The sequence below is a fragment of the Kitasatospora sp. NPDC087861 genome (assembly GCF_044742585.1).
Lineage (GTDB): Bacteria > Actinomycetota > Actinomycetes > Streptomycetales > Streptomycetaceae > Kitasatospora.
The window spans coordinates 83,978-104,661 of record NZ_JBIUUS010000002.1 but is presented as its reverse complement, the minus strand read 5'-3'; the positions used below and the strand labels follow the sequence as shown (position 1 = coordinate 104,661).

Below are 20,684 nucleotides of genomic sequence, written 5' to 3'. Positions count from 1 at the left end.
AGCGCCGCGCCGACGGTGCCGAACTGCTCTACCGGGCCGGGGGCGGGCACAGCGCGCAGAACCCGGCCTTCGCCCCGGACGGCCGCTCGATGCTGCTGACCGAGTTCAGCGAGGGCTACAACAAGGGTGCCGCCGCCCTCGGCGTGCTGCCGCTGGACGGCAGCCGTACGCCGCAGAAGGTCCTGGAGGATCCCGACAAGGCCGCCGTCAACCTCCCCGGCACCAGCTGGAACGCCGCCGCAGGGGCCTTCACCTTCGCCTCCGACCGGGAGTCCGGGCACGACGAGCTCTGGCTGATGACCCCCGGCGGCACCCCCGAGCGGGTGACCAGGCACGAGGACGGCAGCGGGTACAGCGAGCCGAGCTTCTCCCCGGACGGCGCGTGGATCGTCTTCCAGCAGAGCTGGGAACCGGAGCACACCGCCGGGAAAGGGGACTCCGCCGAGCAGGACTCGCTGTGGAAGGTCCGCCGCGACGGCGGCGACCCGGTCCGGCTGATCGATGGCCGGGGCACCGGCACCGACAACCGCCAGCCGAACTGGTCCCCGAGGGGCGACCGGATCGTCTTCCAGCGGCGCACCGCCGGGGGCGAGGGCTGGGCGCTGTGGACGGTGCACCCGGACGGCACCGGCCTGCGTCAGGTCACCGACGCGCCCGGCGAGCACACCGACCCGGCCTGGTCACCGGACGGGACGTACCTGGTGTTCTCCTCCAACCTCGGCGACCTGCCGAACGCCCAGGTCTTCGTGGTCGCGGCCGACGGCGGCCGCCCCGTCCGGGTGACCGGCGAGGCCGCGGCCTACGACGGCGCGCCGAGCTGGTCCCCGGACGGGAAGTGGATCGCCTTCGAGTCCTCCCCGGGCGGCGAGGCCGATCCCGCCGCCCTCTGGCGGATCCCCGCGCCCGCCCTCAAGCCCTGACCCGCGGTCACGGTGACCACCGAGTACTGCACGACGGTCAGCGGCACGCTGACCGTCGTCCCGGTGACGGTGTACGGGACGGGCTTGGGCGCCGGGTCGGTGCCGTCCGGTGTGGCGACGGTGACGGCGGCGACGGTGGCGCCGGCCGGAAGGGCATAGGAGAGCGTGCAGTTGGCGGGTGTGGTGAGGAAGGCCGCCGGGGTGTCGCCGAAGGTGGTGAAGTTCACCAGGTGGACGACGGTGTCGTTGCCGAGCCGCCGCGCGTCCAGGAAGATCCGCCGGTCCCCGGCCAGGGTGACGGCGGGCGGTGCGGACCGGCGGACCGGGGCGAGCAGTTGGTCGGCGGAGGCCTGGTCGGTCTTGTTGAGGTAGCTGAGTCCGGCCCGGTTGCGGACGTACCAGCAGGTGCCGCTACCGAAGGCGTTCTGCTTGGCGGCGGGCAGGGGATCGGCCCGGCGCAGGCCGAGCACGTCGGAGAGGGCGAACTCGGCGCGCTGGCCGCCCAGTTCGTCGATCGCGGTGGGCGCGGGGCCGGTGATCACGATCGTCCCGCCGGCCGCGACGAAGCCCCGCAGCACGGCCGCCTCGGCGTCCGAGACCGCCTGGAGGTCGGGCAGCAGCAGCACCTTGAAGCGGGCCAGGTCGGCGGCGGCCAGGCCGGGGCTGGGCACCGTGTCGAACGGGATGTGCGCGTACACCAGGGCCTTCACCGCGCCCCGGAACTCGCCCAGCCAGGGGACGGCGGCGCAGCTCTGCTCCGGATCGTCGCCGCCCCACCAGTCGGTGATTCCGGCCGGGGTGGTGGTGTTGACGTACATCCCGATGCCCGCGCCCGGGGCGACGTAGTCCCGGGACGGGCTGGAGTGGTAGACGCCGACCTGGGCGGCCGGGGCGGCGTTGTAGAGCCGCTCCTGGTTGGCCTGGACGAAGCGGTACATCCGGGCGCGCATCGCCGCGTCCACGGTGTCGTTCTTGTACGGCGTCTTCACCTCGTACGGGTTGCAGCCGGCGGCGATCAGCTGGGACATCACCAGCGAGGCGTCGTCCGGCTGCCAGCCGTAGGAGAACGCCCAGGCGGGCTTGGCACCGCTGGCGCCGCGCGCGTACTTGTACATCGAGATCAGGCAGACCCAGTCGTCGGCGGTGGCGTGCCGCATGCCGTCGTAGTTGCCGAGGATGTCCACCTCCCAGACCTGGCTGACGGCGCCCTCGGCCTGGCGCAGGTAGCCGCCGTCCAGGCCGATGGAGGTGGCGTAGCGGTAGTCCATCGAGACGGTCTCGACGAAGGTGACCAGATCGGGGTTGACCGAGCGGCCGGCGGCGGCGATGTCGAGCTGGAACCGGAGCAGGTTGCGGTGGCGCCACTCGACGTAGCGGCGGAACACCGGGTCGGCGAAGTCGGCGACCTTGGGCAGGGCCAGGCCGGTGTCGGCCTTGAAGGCGGCCGCGCCCCAGGTGGAGGCGTCGCACCAGGAGAGCACGCCGTCGAAGTAGATCGGGACGTCCGGCCAGATGCCGTCCACGCCGGTCGCGGCCACTCCCTTGATCCGCTTGAGGTAGTAGTCCCGCCAGGGCGAGTTGGGGCTGAGCCAGACGCTCTCGTCGCCCGGGTCGACCCACACCACCACGCTGCCGTAGAACACGTTGGGCTTGCCGCCGAGGTCGCGCTGCACCCAGGCGCCGCCCTGGTCGTTCTTGTAGAACGAGCGGCCCTTCTCGCCGCCGGGGGAGATCAGCTCCAGGGAGGGGTAGTACATGACGACCTTCAGGCCGGCGGCGTGCGCCAGGCCGGTGAAGGTCTTCACCTCGGCCATGTGGGCGGCGAACTCGGCGTCGGTGAGCCAGTTGGAGAGCAGGGTGTCGAGCTCGATGACGCTGACGTTCTGCGCCTTGAGGGCGTCGACGGCGCTCCGCATGTCGGCGGGCTCGTTGAAGGTGCCGTCGGCGATGCGCGCGAAGCGGGCCCAGTCCGGCCAGGGCTGCGCGGTGCCGGTGCCCGCGGAGACGGAGACGGGGCCGGGTGCGGGCAGGGGCTCCGGCGCGGGCGCCGGTGCGGCGGCCCAGGCCTGGCCGCCGGGCAGCAGGCGGACGGCGGCCAGCGCGCCGCCGGTGCCCAGGCCGGCCCGCAGCAGGCGGCGGCGGCCGAGGCGCGAGGTGGTGGCGGCGGTGGCGGGTGCGGGCGGTGTTCCTTCGGTCTCGGGCATGGTGGTCCCCCAGGGTGGGTTGGCGGATCCCGGGAACGTGCGCGCAACGCTCGGTGCGGAGACGGCCGTTCTCCCGGTCGGCGGCGCCTTCGAGCCGACCCTAGACCGCGGGTCGCCCGCCTGTTCGGCCCCTGCCCGCGGCTACGTCAGACGTCGGATCGCGGCCTCCCCGGATGACCGAGCCGGATCGCGCGTCCGGGTCGGGCGAGCTCCTCCCCGGGGCGCTTGACAGTGTGCAGACCGGCGCCGGTGGTGACGGCGGGGGGAGTGCGGGGTAGGGGTCTTCGGAGCCTGCTGGTCGGATGATCATGGATATTCGACAGTGCTGTAGATTCACGGCACGGAACGGCGGCAGGGACGAGGAGGGCACGATGAGCGTTTCGCTGGCCAAGGGGCAGAAGATCAGCCTGGAGAAGCCGGGCGGCGGACAGCTGAGTGTGGTCCGGATGGGCCTGGGCTGGAAGGCCGCACAGCCCAAGGGCTTCTTCGCCAAGCTGCTGGCCGCCGGCCGGGAGATCGACCTGGACGCCTCGGCGGTGCTGTTCTCCCAGGGGCGGCCGGTGGACGTGGTCTTCTTCCAGCACCTCAACAGCAACGACGGCTCGGTCCGGCACAGCGGCGACAACCTGGTGGGCGGCGCGGGCGACGCGACCGACGACGAGTCGATCACCGTCGACCTGACCCGGATGGCCGCCGAGGTCGACCAGATCGTCTTCACCGTCAACTCCTTCACCGGCCAGACCTTCCAGGAGGTCGAGGCGGCCTTCTGCCGACTGGTCGACGAGCAGACCGGCGCCGAGCTGGCCCGGTACACGCTGACCGGCGGCGGCCCGTACACCGCGCAGATCATGGCCAAGGTGCAGCGCACGCCCGGCGGTTGGCAGATGACCGCGATCGGGCAGCCGGCCAGCGGGCGGACCTTCCAGGACCTGATGCCGGAGCTGGTCAAGCACCTGTGACCCGGCCCGGGGCCGGCCGATCGCGGCCGGCCCCGTCCGGTCTGCGCGCCGTCCCGGGCCCCGACGCGGCTCGGAACGGCGCTCGGGCGTCAGCGCAGGTCCAGGTCGCGGCGCCGGAACCCGGCCAGCGCCAGGGCGATCAGCGCGGCCGCGACCAGGGTGAGCGCCGCGAGCGGCGTCCAGTCCATGGCGGCCGCCGGGAGCCGGGGCACCTGCCCGAACGGCGAGAGCCGTTCCAGGCCCGACGGCAGCTTCAACAGCGGGCCCAGGTACCCGATCACGAACGCGTACGCCGGGACGAGCCAGGCCAGCGGCGTCGCCCGGGGCAGCCAGCCGTACACGGCGGCGGCGAAGCCCACCGTCACCCACTGGGCGGGCGCGAACGCCAGGGCCGCGCCGACCAGTCGCGGGAACGCGCCGCCGTCACCGGTGGACAGCGCCCCCGCCAGGCCGAATCCCACCCCCGCCGCGAGCAGCACCGCGGTCGAGCCCAGCAGTGCTGCCACGAGGTGCCCGCCCAGCCAGCCGGACCGGGACACCCCGGTAGCCAGCACCGGTTCGGCCCGCCCGGCGGTCTCCTCGGCGCGCGGGCGCAGCGTCGCCAGGACCGCGTAGACCGCGCCGACCACGGCCACCACCAGCAGGGTCATCGCGGCGAAGGAGTCGGCGAGGGTGCGGCCGCCGAGCCGGGCGAGCGCCTCCTTCAGCTGGTCGACGTCCTTGAGCATCGAGTCGGCGTTGCCCAGCAGCGACCCGTACATCGCGCCGAGCAGCAGCAGCGCGACCGCGAAGCCGCCCAGCAGGCCGCGGTGCAGGCGCAGGGCGAGGCCGAGCGGGGTGCCGAGGAAGGGGCGGGCGGTGGGCGGTCCCGGGCGGGTGGCGCGCAGACCGGCGCCCACGTCCCGGCGGGTGCTCAGCGCGAAGCCGGCCGCGCCGGTGGCGGCGGCCAGGGCGAGCGCGGGCAGCAGCGGCCACCAGCGGTCGTCGAGGAAGGGGTAGGTGCGCTGCAGCCAGCCGATCGGGGAGGCCCAGGCGAGCCCGTTCGCGCCGGCGTCCCCGGCCGCGCGCAGCGCGTAGGCGGCGCCGAGCACGGCGAGGGCCAGCCCGGAGGCCGTCCGGGCGTGCTCGGTGACCTGGACGGCGACGGCGGCCACCGCCGCGAACAGCAGCCCGGCGGCGGCGGTCGCGGCCCCGAACAGCAGCGCGCCGCCGGTGTCGAGCCCGGGGACGCCGAGGCCGGGCAGCCCGGCGGCGAGCAGCAGGCCGAGCGCGAGGTCGGCGACGGCGGCGGTGGCCAGGGCGGCCGCGAGCTGGGCGTGCCGGCCGACGGCGGCGGAGCGGACCAGTTCGGCCCGCCCGCTCTCCTCCTCGGCCCGGGTGTGCCGGCTGACGATCAGGACGCTCATCAGCCCGGCCAGCACCGCCAGCAGGCCGAGCAGCCGGTGGCCGAGCATGGCGCCCCAGGTGTAGTCCACCAGGTAGTGCCCCGGGCCGGTCATGGCGAGCACGGCCGGGCCGGCGGAGGCGTGGGCGATCGAGGCCCGGTCGGCGGCGGTCGGGTAGACGGCGTGCACGCTGTTGGCGCTGGCGAGGGTGAGCAGGCCGAGGCCGAGCACCCAGGCGGGGATGCGGACGCGGTCGCGGCGCAGGTCGAAGCGGAGCAGGGCGGCGGTGCCGGCCAGCGTGGCGGACGAGCGCCGCGGTCGGCCCGGGGCCGCGGTGGGCGTGCCGGTCGCGGTCGTGGTGGCGGTCATCGGGCAGCCTCGCCGTCGACCGGGTGCCCGTTGGCGGCCAGCTCGTCGCCGTAGTGGCGCAGCATCAGCTCCTCCAGCGTGGGCGGGTGGCTGACCAGGCTGCGCAGCCCGGCCTCGCCGAGGCGGCGGACGGCGGCGTCCAGGTGGGCGCCGTCCACGGCGAAGCGCACCCGGGCGCCCTCGGTGCGGACGCCGTGCACGCCCTCCAGCGTCTCCAGCCCGGTGACCGGGCGGTGGGTCTCGGCCTCGACCGTGGTGCGGGTGAGGTGGCGCAGCTCGCCGAGGCTGCCGGTCTGCACCACCCGGCCGTGGCGGATGATGCTGACCCGGTCGCCCAGCTTCTCCACCTCGTCCAGGAGGTGGCTGGACAGCAGGACGGTGCGCCCCTGCCCCCGGGCCTGCCGGACGACGTCCTGGAAGACCACCTCCATCAGCGGGTCGAGGCCGGAGGTCGGTTCGTCGAGCAGCAGCAGTTCGGCGTCGGAGGCGAGTGCGGCGACGATGGCGACCTTCTGCCGGTTGCCCTTGGAGTAGCTGCGGCCCTTCTTGGTGGGGTCGAGGTCGAAGCGCTCGATCAGCTCGTCCCGGCGGCGGCGGTCGAACCGGCCGCGCAGCCGGGAGAGCAGGTCGATGGCCTCGCCGCCGGTGAGGTTGGGCCACAGTTCGACGTCGCCCGGGACGTAGGCGAGGCGGCGGTGCAGCTCGACGGCGTCGTGCCACGGGTCCTTGCCGAGCAGCCGGGCGCTGCCGCCGTCGGCGCGCAGCAGGCCGAGGAGCACCCGGATGGCGGTGGACTTCCCGGCGCCGTTGGGCCCCAGGAATCCGTGCACCTCGCCGGTCTCGACGGTGAGGTCGAGGCCGTCCAGCGCGGCGGTCCGGCCGAAGGTCTTGCGGAGGCCGGACAGGGTGATTGCCTTCGTCATGCTGCTGAAGCTACCGTAGTTTCAGAAAAACGTGAATATTGGGAAGGCGTTAAAGTTCGGTCGAGAACGTGATGATCACCGGGAAGGGGACGGCGCACGTGGTGGAGCGGGAGCCGGAGAAGGGCCGCGACGAGCAGGCGGTGTCGGACTTCGTCGAGCGGTTCGCGGCCGAGCTGGTGGTCGCGGGCATGAGCCGGATGCCGGCCCGGGTCTTCTCCTGCCTGATGGCCGAGGAGAGCGGCGTGCTGACCTCCGCCGAGCTCTCCGAACGGCTGCGGATCAGCCCGGCCGCGGTGTCCGGCGCGATGGGCTACCTCACCCAGGTCGGCCTGGTCTCCAAGGAGCGCGAGCCGGGCTCGCGGCGGGACCGCTACCGGGTGCTGAACGACGTCTGGTTCGAGTCGATGACCCGGCGCGACGAGATCCTGATGCGCTGGATCCGGGTGCTCAAGGACGGCGAGGCCACCGTCGGCGCGGGCACCGTCGCGGGGGACCGGCTGGGGGAGAGCGCGGCCTTCTTCACGTTCATGGTCGACGAGGTGCACGGCATGCTCGCGCGGTGGCGCGTTCACCGCGCGACGCTGGCGGCGGGGGCGGAGCCGGAGCCTGGGTCAAGGTCAGGGCCGGTATCGAGCTCGGGCCAGTAGCGGACGGGACGGGGAACGCCGACGGCCCGCACCGGGGGTGCGGGCCGTCAGCGGTGAAGGAGTCTCAGCGGGCCGGCGGCGCGGCGGAGGGGGAGAGCGACGCGCTGGGGGTCGGGCTCGCGGCGCCGGAGGGGGTGCCGCCCGGGGTGGGCGTGGCGGTGGGCGTCGCCGTGGCGCACGCGGGAGCGGTGGGAGTGCCGGTCGGGGTGGCGGTCGCCGTGGCCGTCGGCGACGGGGTGCCCGTCGGAGTGGCGGTCGCGGTGGCCGTCGGGCTCGGGCAGGTGGTGGGCGTCCCGGTCGGGGTCCCGGTGGGCGTCCCGGTCGGGGTGGCCGTCGGAGTTCCGGTCGGGGTGGCCGGCGGGGACGGGTTGCCGGAGGGGGTGCCCGACGGCGTGGTCGTCGGGGTCGCGGGCGGCGCGGTGCTCGGCGTGCCCGTGGGCGTGGTGCTCGGACCGGGCGTCGGCTGCGCGGATGCGGACGGGGACTGGCTCGGGGTCGACGCCGTCGGCTGGGTGCTCGGCGAGGACGGCGTCGGGGTGGTCGCGGGCGTGCTCGGCGTACCGGCCGTGGCGCCCGGCGTCGTCCCGGTCGGCGGGAGGAGCGGGGAGGGCGAGGAGCCCGGCGGGATCGAGGACGCCGGCCGGTTCGGCACGGTGGTGACGGCGCCGCTGCCGTAGTGGGCCATCCAGTTGCGGACCGTCCGCAGGTACTCGCCCGAGTTGTTGTAGCTGAGGACCGCCCGGTCGAGCTGCGCCGGGTCGGTGAGGTCGCGCCCGCCCGCGCACAGGTAGCGGGCGGCGCTCTCGGCGGCGTCGAAGACGTTGTTCGGGTCGGCCTTGCCGTCGCCGTTGGCGTCCGCGCCCCAGACCGCCCAGGTGGAGGGGATGAACTGCATCGGCCCGACGGCGCGGTCCCAGCGCGCGTCGCCGTCGTAGCGCCCGCCGTCGGTGTCGGGTATCGCGGCGAAGCCGTTGCCGTCCAGCGCCGGGCCGAGGATCGGGGTGAAGGTCGTGCCCGCCGCGTCCACCTGGCCGCCGTTGGCCTGGCCGGACTCGACCTGGCCGATCGCGGCCAGCAGCTGCCACGGCAGGTGGCAGCCGGGCGAGCGCTGCGCGGTCGAGGCCTCGGCCTGGCGGTAGGCGGCGAACACGGTCGCGGGCAGGGCCGCCCCGGTGGCGGCGAACGGGCCGGCGTTGGGCACGCCGGGCACGCCGGGCACGCCGGGCAGGCCGGGTACGGTGCCCGGGGGCTGCGGCAGTTGGACGGTGCCGCCGCCGTCGGCCGGGATGCCGGTGCCGAAGGTGCTGCCGACACCGGCGGTCGGGCCGCCGCCGACGGGTGAGCCGGCCTGGGAGGAGGTGGCGTCCGGCGCCGTCACGACGTCGGCGGCCGCGACCGGTGCGAGCCCGAAGCCCGTCATCTGAGAGCCGGTCAGCGCGGCGAGCGCCGTGAAGGCCGCCGCCGTCCCCGTGACCCGCTTGCCGAGCCGTAGCCCGCGCCCGCCCCGGGCCTTGCCGAACCGCTCCGTCATGCCGTGCCCCTCCCCGTCGCCGTCCGGACCTTCCCGGAACGGATGAGCCCTCGTCATCGTGCCTGCCGTTGCTTGACGGCTCCCACCGCCGGGACGATTAGTATCACGACCGTCTGACCGGGCCGGGGCGTCCGGCAGGGGCCCCGGGCCCCGCCGGTCGGTTGACACCGCAGTTCAGCGGGGGTGAGGCCGCCTCAGCTCCTTGGACGTCAGGCCCCCAGCCGCTTCGCGAAAATCCCGGCCAGGGCGGTCTCCGCGACGCCTTCCAGCGGGGCGTTCACCTCATCGCCCGGGGCGCGGCTCTTGGTCACCTCGACCAGGTAGAGGCGCCCGTCCGCCACGAAGTAGACGAACGGCCGGGCGCCGGTGCCCTTGCGGGTCGTCAGCACGGCCTCCTGGCCGACCGCCGGGAACGGGGTGACGGACAGCTCCGGGTCCGCCGTGACCCTGGCGAGGTTGGCCATCGGCATCTCCCGGATGGAGGCGTAGGACTCGCGGGAGCCCCAGGTGCAGCCCCACGGCCGGGTGCCGTCGGAGCCCGGGTCGGGGTGGGTGCCGGTGAACGGGCCGGAGGTGCCGACGGTCTGGACGACCTGCGGGGAGGTCAGCAGGGTGCAGGCGTCGTCGGGGCGCTTCCCGGCGGAGCCGGCGGCGCTCGTCGACGCGGCCGTCGGGGCGCTCGTCGAGGCCGTCGGGGTGCCGGTGGTCGCGGTCGTCGTGGTGGCGGCGGTGGTGGTCGGGGCGGGCGCTGCGGCGGTGTCGCGCTTCGGGGCGGAGGACGAGCAGCCGGTGAGTGCGGCGGCGGCGAGTGCGGCGGCCGGCAGCCAGGCGAGCCGACGGCCGTGCCGGAGAAGCGGGTTGGTGCGCATGCGAGTCCCCCAGAGGTCCTGTCCATCGGCCCGGCGCCGGTGGCGGATGCGGTACGGGAGGGATGCTACGGGCCGCGCTTCGGCGGTATCTCCCGGTTCGGTAACGGGAGTTGACCGAGGACGTAACGGCGGTGGGCGGAGCGTGCCGGCGGCCGGACGGGCGGTTCGGGGCGCGGGGGTGGTACGTGCGCGTCGTTCCGGGCTCCCCGGCGGCGCCCGTCGTCGACCGTCCTGACCTGCGCGGATGCCCGGCACCGGTGGGGCCGCTCCCTACCAGGGCGAGCACCCGGACGCCAGGGGGCGGCCCCAACTCGCCCCTGGACGGGTGACGTTCTGATGAAAGTGGGCATGCCAGGAATCTCCGCCCGGCATGCTGTGCCCTGTGACGATGCGGATGGAGGCCCAGACCGTGAGTGCGAACCTGCCGGAGACCGTCGCCGAGGGAGCGACCGTTCTCCCGGCGCCCCCTCGGGTGGTCGACGACCTGGCCCGCGACCTGACCCGCGCCGCGGCGGCGGTCCGGTCGGTGTCGCGGGCCGGCCGCAGCGGTGGGGACGTCGCCGTCGCCGCCTACACCGCCGTGGTGTGCACCGGGCGTTCGGCCGCCCGCGCGCTGGAGGAGGCCGCCGCGTGGTGCCGGCAGGCCCCCGAGGCCGAGGTGCACTCGCTCGCCTGGGCCCGGGTGCCCGGGCACCGCCACGACGTGGACGAGTACCGCGTCACCCTGGCCGTCAGCTTCCCCGACGACGAGACCGGCGAGCACCTCGGCGACACCCACCGCGCCCGCCGCTGACCCCCCGTATGATCATCCCGTGGATCATGGAGGTACGAACCGTGGGTGACGGGGGCACGAACGAGATGACGGGTGACCTGGCGGAGCAGACGCAGGACGCGGACGGCGGCGGCCCGCGCGAGCTCTCGCGGGCCGCCGCCGTGGCCGTGACGGTGCTCGCCGCCGTCTGCGGCGCCGTCGTGCTGCTGGCCGTGTTCCACTGGCTGGGCTGGGGTGTCCCCTGGATCGGCTGGCTGGTCGCCAAGGGCGGTATCAAACTCGCCGTCGGGGGCTTCGCCGGGCTGGCCGCCGCCTTCGCCTGGCTGCGGTCGCGGCTGCGGACCTGAGGGCCTGTCCGGCCGAGGCGGGCTGGGGACCTGAGTCGCGGCTGCGAACCTGACTGGAGCCGGTCGGGGGCCTGGCCGGAGCCCGCTGGGGTCAGCCCGCCTGCGGGGAGGGGCAGGTGAGGTCGTGCTCGGGGGCACGGTCGTCCAGCAGGTAGCCCTCGACCACGCCGGTGACACAGGTGTTGGCGGTCGGGTACTGGCCGTGGTCGCCGCTCCCGGTGACGGTCACCAGCTTGGAGCCGCGCAGCGCGCGGTGCGCGCCGAGTGCGGCCTCGTAGTAAGTGGCCGGGTCGTGCACCGAGTTGAGCATCAGCACCGTCGGCAGGTGGGCGCCGGTGACCTTGACCTTCGGGGCGGGCGCGGTCGGCCAGGCTGCGCAGACCGCGCTGAAGGCCAGCGTGCGCGCGCCCGCCAGCGGCCAGCGCGCGGTGTTCTCCGCGCCGCGCTCGACCCAGGTGTCCATGTCCTTGGTCCACGGGGTGTCGCCGCAGGTCACCGAGAAGTACTCGGCGAGGAACTCCGGGCTGAGGTACTGGCCGAACACCCGACCGGCCATCGTCTTGGCCGCCGGATCGGCCGCCTGCCAGTCGTCGACGGCGGTCAGGGACTGGGCGAGGAGGGGGAAGGTGGCCTCCTCGTAGATCGCGCTGATCGCGCCGTTGTCGAGCTGGTTCGGACCGATCGTCAACGACCCCTCGGTGATGGGCTGGTCGTGCAGCGCGGCGCGGCGCTGCTCCCAGTGCGCCTGCACCTGCTCGGGCGTCGAGCCCCAGTGGTAGGTGGCGTCCCGGGCGGCCAGCCACGGGACGAAGTCCTCGTCGAAGCGGCGCTGGAAGCTCATCGGCTGGCCCAGCTCGAACTTCTCCCAGGTGCCGTCGAAGCCGATGTTGCTGTCCAGGATCATCCGCTCGACCCGGTGCGGGAAGAGCGTCCCGTAGTAGGCGCCGATCATCGAGGCGTAGGACGGGCCGAAGTAGCTGATCTTCTGCTCGCCGAGCAGGCCGCGGAACAGGTCGATGTCGTGGGCGGTCTGCTCGGTGTTCAGGTAGGGCAGCAGGTCGCCGCTGTGCTCCTGGCAACTCGCGGCCAGCTTCTTGGAGTTGGCTATCACCTTGTCGATCGCCGCCGGGGACTGGTCGCGGTAGTCGCCGGCCAGGAACTCCGTGAACTCCTCCGGTGTCTGGCACACGGCCCGGGTGCTCTGGCCGACGCCGCGCTGGTCGAAGCCCACGATGTCGTACGCGGCGCCCACGGCGGGGGCCGCCGTGGCCAGGCCCGCCGGGCGCAGCAGGCCCGACGCGCCGGGGCCGCCGGCGGCCATCAGCAGCGTGCCCTTGCGCTTGGCCGGGTCGCCGGCGCGGTGCCGGGAGACGGCGATCTTCAGGTCGGCCCCGGTGTCGGGGTGGTGCCAGTCGCGCGGGACGGTCATGGTGGCGCAGTCCAGCGCGGGCTGCTGGGCGCAGGGCTGCCAGTCGAGGGTCTGGTGGGTGTAGCGGGCGGGCGCGGCCTCGGCGTCACCCGGGTTGCGGGCGGTGTCCGGGGCGGCGCTCGCGGGGGCCGGCAGGGCGAGGCCGGCCAGGACGGCGGCGGCGACGGCCACGGCGGCGCGCCGGGTGCGGGAGGCGGTGGCGCTCGGTGCACCGGCCTTCGAGGCGCCCGCGTTCGAGGCGGCGGTGCGGGACGCGGTGGTGTGGGACGCGGTGGCCGTCGAGGCGGTGATGTCGGATGCGGTGGTGTTCACGGGAACGATCCTGTCCGAGTGCGCTCTGACGGTCGATCATGCGAGGTTCCGTGTCCGGGGTGGTGCTGGGTACACCCCGGACCTGCGGCCCGCCCCCGTCAGTACGCGGCGGTGAAGCGGGTGCGGCGGTGGACGGGCTGCTCGGCCTCGTCGAGCAGGGCGACGGCGAGATCCTCCATGGAGATCGCCGAGAGGCCGTCGGCGTCGACCAGCAGTTCGTCCCGTCCGAGTCGGAAGCGGCCGGTGCGCTCGCCGGGTTCGAGCACGGCGGCGGGGCTGAGGTAGGTCCAGTCGACGTGGGCGTCGGCGCGGTAGAGGTCGAACTGCTCGCCGCAGGCCCGGGCGATCGGCAGGATCTCGGCGGGCAGGCCGGGGTCCTCGACGACGGTCAGGCCGCCGCGGCCGGGGATGGTGAGGCTGCCCGCGCCGCCGACGGCGAGCAGGCGCACGCCCGTCCCGGCGAGGCCGGCCAGCAGTCCCCGGGTGGCGGTCGGCAGCTCGTGCTCGCTGCCGGGTGCCGGGCGGGTGGCGGTGATCACCAGGTCCTGTCCGGCGGCTATGCGTGCGACGTCCTCGGCGTTGCGGGCGTCGCCGACGGTGAGGGCGGCGGCGGACGGCAGACCGTGCGGCTTGGCGGGGTCGCGGACTACGGCGGTCACCTGGTGGCCGCGGGCGAGCGCCTCGGCCACCACCCGGCCGCCGACGTTGCCGGTGGCGCCGAACACGGTGATGCGCATGAAGGTTCTCCTCGGGCGGGACTTCGTGGGACTTCGCGGGACTTCGTGGAACGTCAGGGGGCGTCCCGGGGGCGGGATCAGGCGTTCTCGCGGACGGTCGGGGGTGCGGCCTGCGGGTCGGCGGCCTGCGTGGGGGTGGGCTGGGCGGCGGCCTGCGCGGCGGGCGCGGCGGTGGCGCGGCGCCGCTGGGTCTGGGCCGCGACCAGCGAGCCGAGGACGATCAGCGCCCCGAGCGCCTGGAGCGGGCTGAGGTCCTGCCCGAGGGCCAGCCAGCCGATCGCGGTGGCGACCACCGGGCTGAGCAGGGAGAGGAAGGAGACCGAGGTCGGCGGCAGCGCCCGGATCCCGCGGAACCAGAGCGCGTACGTGAGCGCCGCACCGATCAGGCTCAGGTAGCCGTAGCCGAGCAGGTTGGCGGCGGTGAGATGGGAGGGCGGGCCGCCCTCGACGAGCAGCGCGACCGGCACCAGCAGCAGTCCGCCGGCGGTGAGCTGCCAGCCGGTGGTGGCGAGCAGCGGGGCGGGGGAGGTCCAGCGCTTGGAGAGGACGACGCCGGTGGCCATGACCACCGCGCCGGCGAGCGCCGCGACCACGCCGACGACGTCCAGCTGTGCGTTGGCCCGCAGGACCAGCAGGCTGACGCCGGCGACGCCCGCGATGCCGGACAGGACGGTCCGCAGGGTGAGCCGGTCGCCGAGCAGCGCGGCCGAGAGCCCGGCGGTGATCAGCGGCTGGACGGCGCCGACGGTGGCGGCGACCCCGCCGGGGAGGCGGTAGGCGGCGATGAACAGGAGGGCGAGGAAGGCGCCGATGTTGAGCGCGCCGAGGACCAGCGAGCGCCACCACCAGCTGCCCTGCGGCAGGCGGCGGGTCAGCGCGATCAGCAGCAGCCCGGCGGGCAGGGCCCGGAGGACGGCCGCGAGGAGCGGGCGATGGGGCGGGAGCAGTTCGGTGGTGACGATGTAGGTCGACCCCCAGACGGCGGGGGCTATGGCGGTCACCAGCACGATTCCGAGGCGATTTCTTAGCACTAAGCCAATGTATCTCAGCGCTAAGGCATCTTTCATCGCTCTGCGGGGGTGACGTGGCTCACGGTTACCTCATCGCTAAGGAATATCGGCGGAATCCCCTACTCTGAACCCGTGGCAGATCATGTGGACCGAGTAGTCGCGCAATGGGCGGTCGAGCGCCCCGACCTGGACGTCTCCCCGATGGAGGTGCTCGGCCGGCTCAAGCGCCTCTACCGCCTGGTGGACGCGGAGCTCAAGCGCACCTTCGGCGACCACGGCCTGGACGCCGCCTCCTTCGACGTCCTCGCCACGCTGAAACGCAGCGGCCCGCCGTACCGCCTCACCCCCACCGGGCTGATGCAGTCCGCGATGGTCACCTCCGGCGCCATCACCCAGCGCCTCGACCGGCTGGAGGCCCGCGGCCTGGTCACCCGCACCGCCAGCGACGTGGACGGCCGCAGCCGCGAGGTCGCCCTCACCCCCGAGGGCCACGACCTGATCGACCGCGCCCTGCCCGACCACCTCGCCACCGAGCGCCGCATCCTGGCCGGCCTCGACGAGGCCCAGGCCGCCGCCCTCGTCGACGCCATGCGCACCCTGCTGGTCGCCCTCGGCGACAGCCCGGAGGAGCGGTAGCCGGGCGGCCCTCCCGCCGGCGCTACGGGCTGACCGCCACGGCCTTGAAGAAGGTGTAGTGGAACGTGCCGCCCGGCTCGGCTGCGCGCCGCAGGTCGGCGACGCCCTGGTCGAAGGCGGCCGGGTGGCTTCGCCCGGTCGCCGGCTGCGCCCGGGCTGGGTACGCTGACGGACCGTATCCCACTGCCGACCGCAGGGAGACGTGATGGCCAGGCTCGGGCGCACCGTTCAGCTCGGAGCGGTGCTGGTGGTGCTGGCGGCCATGCTCGGGCCGGTTCCGGGCGAGGCGGCGCCGGTGCGCGGTGATGCCGACCTGCTGCGGCGGGGTACGCCCGTGGACGGGACGACGGGCGGGACGGCGGAGGGGACGACGGCGATGGCCGATCAGGATTCACGGCAGCTCGCCGGGCGCCGGATCGTGCTGTCCTACGCCGGTCCGACGCCGCCTCCGGGCGTGCTGCAGACGATCCGGGAGGGGCGGGCGGCCGGCGTCATCCTGTTCGCGGAGAACGTCACGAGCCCGGCGCAACTCGCCGAGGCCGTCGCACAGTTGCGGCAGGCGGCGGCGGACTCGCCGGCGCCCGGCGGGCTGCTGCTGATGACCGACCAGGAGGGCGGCAAGGTGCGCCGCCTGCCCGGCGAGCCCGAACTCTCCGCCCGCCGGGCAGGGCTGGATCCCGACCCGGTCGGTGCGGCGGCCCGTTCCGGCGTCGGCGCGGCCGGCGCGCTCGCGGACGCCGGGCTCAACGTGAACCTCGCGCCGGTGCTCGACGTGTACGACGCCCCGGGCAACTTCATCGACCGCGCCGAGCGTTCCTTCGGCCAGGACCCGGCCCGGGTCGGTGAGTTGGGCAGCGCCTACCTCGCCGCCCAGCAGGGCCTGGGGGTCGCCGCCACGGCCAAGCACTTCCCCGGGCTCGGCTCCGCCGCTCGCGACCAGAACACCGACACCCGCCCGGTCACCCTGCCCGTGCCCTTGGACGAGCTGCGCGCCCGTGGGGAGGCGCCCTACCGGGCGGCCATCGCGGCGGGTGTCCGGCTGGTGATGGCTTCCTGGGCGATCTACCCGGCGCTCGACCCGGTCCGTCCGGCGGGGCTGTCGCCCACCGTGGTCCAGGGGGAGCTGCGCGGCCGCCTGGGCTTCCGGGGCGTCACCGTCACCGACGCCCTGGAGGCCGAGGCCCTCGCCCCGTACGGCGGCACCGGCGCCCGTGCGGTGGCCGCTGCCGAGGCCGGGATGGACCTCATCCTCTGCTCCGCCCGCGACCCGCAGCAGGCCGAGGACGCCACCGCGGCCCTCGTCGACGCCCTGGACTCCGGCCGGCTCGACCGCGACGCCTTCACGGCCGCCGCCGCCCGCGTCGACGCCCTGCGCGCCGCACTGCACTGAACCGGAGGCGCCCGGTCGGCCCCGGCCGGCAGCGGGCGCAGCCGGCCACGAAGGGTGTGCGGGCGCTGACTTCTCGGGGCGTGATTGCGCCATCGAAGGTACAGATTTCAGTCTCCTTGGTAGTTCCAAGGCGGAACCGGGTCATGGCATAGGAATCGCATGGCAAAGTTCTCGTCGTGGCGCGGCTGTGAAATGTCACATGTGCTACCTCACCTGTCCAGATCGTTCCTCACACCCTCCGAAGGAGGAGTCCATGAACCGCATCACGCGGATCGCGGCGGGCGCGGCCGGTGCCGTCGCCCTGCTCTCGGCGCCGGTGCCGGCGTTCGCCGTACCGTCGAGTGGCGCCGCCGATGTCGCCGCCACGGTCACGACCTGCGGCTACAACGGCCTGCAGGCCGGGCTGTCGACCAAGGTCTGCGCCGAGGTCACCGGCAGCAGCGTCGTGCTGTACGGGCAGATCGGCCTGGCCGGGCCGCCCTCCCCGGGCACCCCGTGGCCGCCGGCGCCGCAGGAGCTACTGACCCACCTGTCGGCCGACGTGACCGGTGGCGCGTCGCTCGGTGCGGTGAGCGGGCGCACCGTGTTCACGGTCAGCACCGTGCGGGTCGACGGCATCAGTGCCACCGCGCCGTGCGGTTCGACCGTCCACGCCTCCTTCAGTGTCGAGTCGATCTGGCGGGGTCCGGCCCCGGTCGTGGTGGATGTGCCTGTAGTCTGCTGACGTCACGTCACCATAACGGCCGAGTCCGGGAGTTGGCAGCATCCCGGGCTCGGCTTCCGGCGTTCCCCGGGCCGCCCTGGAGGTGAGGCGACGCGCCCGGGCCGGGCTCGGCCGGTGCGGCGCGCCCGGGGCCCCGCCGGGACGGCCCGGCGGGTGCCCGCTGTGACGACTTGAAGAAATCTTCATCTGTCGCGATGATGCTTGCCGGCCGCCGGTGTGGACGCGCGGCCGGACGCCCACCGAGCCGTACCCGAGGGAGAGACGCGGACGATGCCGGTCCCGCTGTACCAGGCCAAGGCGGAGTTCTTCCGCACCCTCGGCCACCCGGTCCGGATCCGGGTGCTGGAACTGCTCCAGGACGGGCCCCGGCCGGTGCGCGAGCTGCTGGCCGAGATCGAGGTCGAGCCGTCCAACCTCTCCCAGCAGCTCGCGGTGCTGCGCCGCACCCAGCTGGTCGCGGCCACCCGTGAGGGCAACACCGTGGTCTACGCGCTCAGCACCCCGGACGTGGCGGAACTGCTGCGCGCCGCGCGCCGGATCCTGACCGAGCTGATCACCGACCAGGGCGCGCTGCTCACCGAGCTGCGCGCCCCCGGCGGCCGGCCGGCCCGCTGAGCCCGCGCCCGACCCGGCCGACCGACCCGAGGAGAACCCCCGCCATGAGCGAGAGCACGCGCCAGAGCGCGAGCGACGGTACGAGCGACGAGAAGCGCAGGCGCAAGGCCATGCTCATCCGGGCCGGGATCTACATCTTCGCCACGCACCTGTTCGCCGGCTTCGTACTGCTGCTGTTCGCGCTCGGGGGCCGCCACTGAGTGGCCCGTCCGCTCAGCGGCGCGGGCGGTCCGTCACGAGGTAGCGGTCGCTGGTGCTGGTCCAGGCCTGGACGCCCTCGACGAGCTCCCGGGTGCCGTCCAGGTACCAGCGCCCGGCCGGGTGGCGGCGACGCAGGTCGCTGCGCAGGGCGTCGTTCTCCCGTCGCAGCCGGGCGACCCGGGCGCGGACGGCGGCGACGGCCCGGCTGCGGGTGCAGCCTCGGATCCGCTGCAGGGCGAGGACGGTGTTGAAGGCGGCCGCGCTCTGGCGTTCCTCCCGCTCCAGCGAGTACAGGTCGTTGATCAGCGTGGCGGCGTCGGCGGTGTTGGCGCGCAGCCGGTGCAGTGCGGGCTCCGCGTGGAGTGCGGCGGGGGCGTCGGCGCCGTGGACCCGTTCCAGTATGTTCGTGAACGGGTAGAGGCAGCTGCTGTGGCGGCGCAGCCGCATGGTCTCGGGCAGGCCGAGGGCGGGGACGGTGCCGCGGGCGCGGTGCCCGGCCTCGGTGGGGAAGGTCTCCAGGCAGGCCTGCCACTCCCGGGCGGCCCGGGCGCGCCACTGCGGCGACATGCCCTGGGTCTGGCGCTCCCACAGGTCCTGCCAGGCGGCGAGCAGCAGGCCGTCCGGGCCGGGCGTCGGGCCGGGCGTCGGGATGGCGTGCGGGTCGCCGGTCGGGACGCCCGTCGGTCCGGAGGCGTCCGGTCGGCCGCCGGCGGCGCCGTGCAGGACGGCGATCAGCGGGTCGACGACGGCGCGGGCCTCGGCGGGGCGGCGCCCGGGCGGGCCGTCGAAGCGGTCGTCGAGGATGGTGAACCAGCCCAGCATGTCGACCAGCAGGTCGAGGTCGGCGCCGCGGGTCCGCGGGAAGGCGTGGCCGATCAACTCGTGGAGGGCGTAGGCCCGGTAGCCGGGCAGCTCGGCCGGGGCGAGCAGGCCGCGGCCGACCGCCCAGTCGGCGTGCCGCAGCGCGGCGGTGTGCAGTTCGCCGGGTCGGCGCGGAGTCCGGGGCGGGTCGGGTGCCGGGTCGGGTGCCGGGGTGAGGCCGGGGACGCGCACCGGACAGCGGCCCGCCGGGGGGGCTTCGACGGCCGCGCGGTCGGCCGGGGGGCTGTCGGGGCGCGGCGGCCGGGCGTCGCGCGGGTCCAGCCGGACCCGCAGCCCGTGCGCCTGGACCGTCGTCCACACCACCTCCCGGGCCCGCGCGCCGGGGACGGCCACCGGCCGCCAGCGGCGCAGGATCGCGGCCGCCGCGACCGTCAGCTCGGCCCAGGCGAAGGCCTCCCCGATGCACTTGTGCTTGCCCGCGCCGAACGGAAGGAAGGACTGCCGCCCGGCCCCGCCGCCGCCCTGCCAGCGCTCCGGACGGAAGCGCAGCGGCTCCGGGTAGCGGTGCGGGTCGCGGTGCAGCGCGGTGAGGCTGTAGAGCAGCTCGGTGCCGGCCGGGATCCGGTACGGGCCGAGCTCCACCGGCACCTGGGCGGTGCGCATCAGGAAGGCGTTGGGCGCGTGCAGCCGCACCACCTCCTGGGTGACGCTGCGGGTGTAGGTGAGCCTGGCCAGCGCCTCGGGGGTGGGGACGGCGCCGGCCGGCAGGTGCTCGTCGAGTTCGGCGAGCACCCTGGCCTCCACCTCGGGGTGGCGCAGGAGTTCGTCGAGGAGCCAGGTCAGCGTGGTGGAGACGGTCTCGGTGCCGGCGCCGAACATGGTGATCGCCTCGGACCGGACGTCGGCCTCGGTGAGCGGGCGGCCGGTGGCCGGGTCGGTGGCGGCGCGCAGCAGCGCGGGCAGGGTGCCGCCCCGCCCGGTGGAACCGGTGCCGCCGGCGGCCGGTGCATCGGCGCTCCGGGCGTCCGTCGGCCGTCCGCTGACGGCCTGGTCGACGACCTGGTTGAGCACCCGGACGGCGGCGTCGAAGCGCCGGTTGACCGGCAGTGGCAGCCGGGCGAGCGCCGGGTGCGGGTAGAGGGACTGGACGATCTGGCCCTTCACCATGTCCGGCAGCGCCCGGTGGAAGGCCAGCGTGGCGTCCTCGCTGAGCCGGGCGTCGAACAGCGAGCGGGTGACGATCTCCAGCGCGAGGTGGTTCATCTCCTTGGCCACGTCGAGGACCTGTCCCGGGCGCCAGCGCCCGGCCCGCTCCTCGGTGACCTGGTGCATCACGGCGACGTACTCGGCCATCCGGTCCGGGCCGAAGGCGGGTTGGACGACCCGGCGGCGGTCCCGGTGGGCCTGGCCCTCGGACATCAGCAGGCCGTCGCCGAAGGCCGTCTTGAGGGTGTCCTGGACGGCGCCGCGCGGGCAGTCGTAGGCGAGGGCGACGAGCAGGCTGTGGACCAGCGAGGCGTCGGTGACCACGCAGACGGTGCGCGGCCCGAGCCGGATCCGGACGACGCCGCCGTGCCGGGAGAGCGAGCCCAGGAATCCGAGCGGGTCGCGCAGCAGGGCGGCCGCGTGGCCGAGGCCGGGGAGCGCGCCGGGGGCGAGCGGGGGGACGGCCGCGCGGGTGGTGCGGGGCGCGGGCGGCGCGGTTCTCGGGGGGACGTCCCGTTTCCGCATCTCGGTCATCAGGGTCATGACAGTTCCTCTCATCGCAGGAGCTGGTGCGGACGGTACCGGGGGAGGCGCCGACGGGCCGGCCGGGAGGTCGGGGGCGGCCAGCGCGGGCCCCGCGTGCACCTCGACTGGAGGGCGCACGTCATGGCAAACG

18 protein-coding genes are annotated in these 20,684 nt (G+C 74.9%); 9 read left to right on the top strand and 9 right to left on the bottom strand.

Translation table 11 applies throughout. The features are described from left to right. Window positions 1–799 precede the first annotated feature (799 nt). On the bottom strand, window positions 800–3,124 hold the full coding sequence (locus ACIOJE_RS03260) for a hypothetical protein (RefSeq protein WP_400772971.1): 2,325 nt from the start codon (window positions 3,122–3,124) through the stop codon (window positions 800–802). Between the two features lie 371 nt (window positions 3,125–3,495). On the opposite strand from ACIOJE_RS03260, the gene ACIOJE_RS03255 reads away from it, so the two are divergent. Next, window positions 3,496–4,083, top strand: a complete 588-nt coding sequence (locus ACIOJE_RS03255) for a TerD family protein (protein ID WP_280680680.1) — start codon at window positions 3,496–3,498, stop codon at window positions 4,081–4,083. Between the two features lie 89 nt (window positions 4,084–4,172). Here the strand turns inward: ACIOJE_RS03255 and ACIOJE_RS03250 are convergent, their stop codons facing one another. Together ACIOJE_RS03250 and ACIOJE_RS03245 are read right to left on the bottom strand one after the other, a co-directional pair. Further along, the gene (locus ACIOJE_RS03250; protein WP_400772969.1) at window positions 4,173–5,837 is read right to left on the bottom strand and encodes an ABC transporter permease; all 1,665 of its coding nucleotides are present in this window, start codon (window positions 5,835–5,837) and stop codon (window positions 4,173–4,175) included. Further along, window positions 5,834–6,760 (bottom strand): ABC transporter ATP-binding protein, encoded by a 927-nt coding sequence (locus ACIOJE_RS03245; protein ID WP_400772968.1) that lies wholly within the window; start codon window positions 6,758–6,760, stop codon window positions 5,834–5,836. Before ACIOJE_RS03245 ends, ACIOJE_RS03250 begins: the two co-directional genes overlap by 4 nt. 71 nt (window positions 6,761–6,831) lie before the next feature. On the opposite strand from ACIOJE_RS03245, the gene ACIOJE_RS03240 reads away from it, so the two are divergent. Then, a complete protein-coding gene (locus ACIOJE_RS03240) occupies window positions 6,832–7,407 on the top strand; it encodes a GbsR/MarR family transcriptional regulator (RefSeq protein WP_400773396.1) in 576 nt (191 codons plus the stop codon). 64 nt (window positions 7,408–7,471) lie between these two features. On the opposite strand, the gene ACIOJE_RS03235 is transcribed toward ACIOJE_RS03240, so the two are convergent. Both ACIOJE_RS03235 and ACIOJE_RS03230 read right to left on the bottom strand, forming a co-directional pair. Further along, a complete protein-coding gene (locus ACIOJE_RS03235) occupies window positions 7,472–8,938 on the bottom strand; it encodes a lytic transglycosylase domain-containing protein (RefSeq protein WP_400772967.1) in 1,467 nt (488 codons plus the stop codon). Between the two features lie 209 nt (window positions 8,939–9,147). Beyond that, window positions 9,148–9,807, bottom strand: a complete 660-nt coding sequence (locus ACIOJE_RS03230) for a hypothetical protein (RefSeq protein WP_400772965.1) — start codon at window positions 9,805–9,807, stop codon at window positions 9,148–9,150. Window positions 9,808–10,216: 409 nt separating this feature from the next. Here ACIOJE_RS03230 and ACIOJE_RS03225 point away from each other — a divergent pair, with 409 nt between their 5' ends. Both ACIOJE_RS03225 and ACIOJE_RS03220 read left to right on the top strand, forming a co-directional pair. After that, the gene (locus tag ACIOJE_RS03225) at window positions 10,217–10,600 is read left to right on the top strand and encodes a hypothetical protein (protein ID WP_400772961.1); all 384 of its coding nucleotides are present in this window, start codon (window positions 10,217–10,219) and stop codon (window positions 10,598–10,600) included. A 26-nt stretch (window positions 10,601–10,626) separates the two neighbouring features. Then, entirely contained in the window at window positions 10,627–10,926 is a 300-nt protein-coding gene (locus tag ACIOJE_RS03220) for a hypothetical protein (protein WP_400772960.1), read from the top strand. 91 nt (window positions 10,927–11,017) lie between these two features. Here the strand turns inward: ACIOJE_RS03220 and ACIOJE_RS03215 are convergent, their stop codons facing one another. The 3 genes from ACIOJE_RS03215 to ACIOJE_RS03205 form a co-directional block, all read right to left on the bottom strand. After that, window positions 11,018–12,667 carry an alpha/beta hydrolase gene (locus tag ACIOJE_RS03215; RefSeq protein WP_400772958.1) on the bottom strand — a complete coding sequence of 550 codons (1,650 nt, stop codon included), beginning with the start codon at window positions 12,665–12,667 and terminating at the stop codon, window positions 11,018–11,020. A gap of 98 nt (window positions 12,668–12,765) precedes the next feature. Next, entirely contained in the window at window positions 12,766–13,404 is a 639-nt protein-coding gene (locus tag ACIOJE_RS03210) for an NAD(P)-dependent oxidoreductase (RefSeq protein ID WP_400772956.1), read from the bottom strand. Between the two features lie 77 nt (window positions 13,405–13,481). After that, the gene (locus tag ACIOJE_RS03205; RefSeq protein WP_400772954.1) at window positions 13,482–14,411 is read right to left on the bottom strand and encodes an EamA family transporter; all 930 of its coding nucleotides are present in this window, start codon (window positions 14,409–14,411) and stop codon (window positions 13,482–13,484) included. Window positions 14,412–14,546: 135 nt separating this feature from the next. Between ACIOJE_RS03205 and ACIOJE_RS03200 the strand changes: the two genes are divergently transcribed. From ACIOJE_RS03200 to ACIOJE_RS03180, 5 genes are all read left to right on the top strand, one after another. Continuing rightward, window positions 14,547–15,050 carry a MarR family winged helix-turn-helix transcriptional regulator gene (locus ACIOJE_RS03200; protein WP_400772952.1) on the top strand — a complete coding sequence of 168 codons (504 nt, stop codon included), beginning with the start codon at window positions 14,547–14,549 and terminating at the stop codon, window positions 15,048–15,050. 205 nt (window positions 15,051–15,255) lie between these two features. Then, a complete protein-coding gene (locus tag ACIOJE_RS03195; RefSeq protein WP_400772951.1) occupies window positions 15,256–16,440 on the top strand; it encodes a glycoside hydrolase family 3 N-terminal domain-containing protein in 1,185 nt (394 codons plus the stop codon). A gap of 253 nt (window positions 16,441–16,693) precedes the next feature. Beyond that, a complete protein-coding gene (locus tag ACIOJE_RS03190; protein WP_280680655.1) occupies window positions 16,694–17,164 on the top strand; it encodes a hypothetical protein in 471 nt (156 codons plus the stop codon). A 270-nt stretch (window positions 17,165–17,434) separates the two neighbouring features. Continuing rightward, the gene (locus ACIOJE_RS03185; RefSeq protein WP_280680653.1) at window positions 17,435–17,779 is read left to right on the top strand and encodes a metalloregulator ArsR/SmtB family transcription factor; all 345 of its coding nucleotides are present in this window, start codon (window positions 17,435–17,437) and stop codon (window positions 17,777–17,779) included. A 44-nt stretch (window positions 17,780–17,823) separates the two neighbouring features. After that, a complete protein-coding gene (locus ACIOJE_RS03180; protein ID WP_400772948.1) occupies window positions 17,824–17,979 on the top strand; it encodes a DUF6126 family protein in 156 nt (51 codons plus the stop codon). Window positions 17,980–17,992: 13 nt separating this feature from the next. On the opposite strand, the gene ACIOJE_RS03175 is transcribed toward ACIOJE_RS03180, so the two are convergent. Next, the gene (locus ACIOJE_RS03175; protein ID WP_400772947.1) at window positions 17,993–20,551 is read right to left on the bottom strand and encodes a cytochrome P450; all 2,559 of its coding nucleotides are present in this window, start codon (window positions 20,549–20,551) and stop codon (window positions 17,993–17,995) included. Window positions 20,552–20,684: the final 133 nt, after the last annotated feature.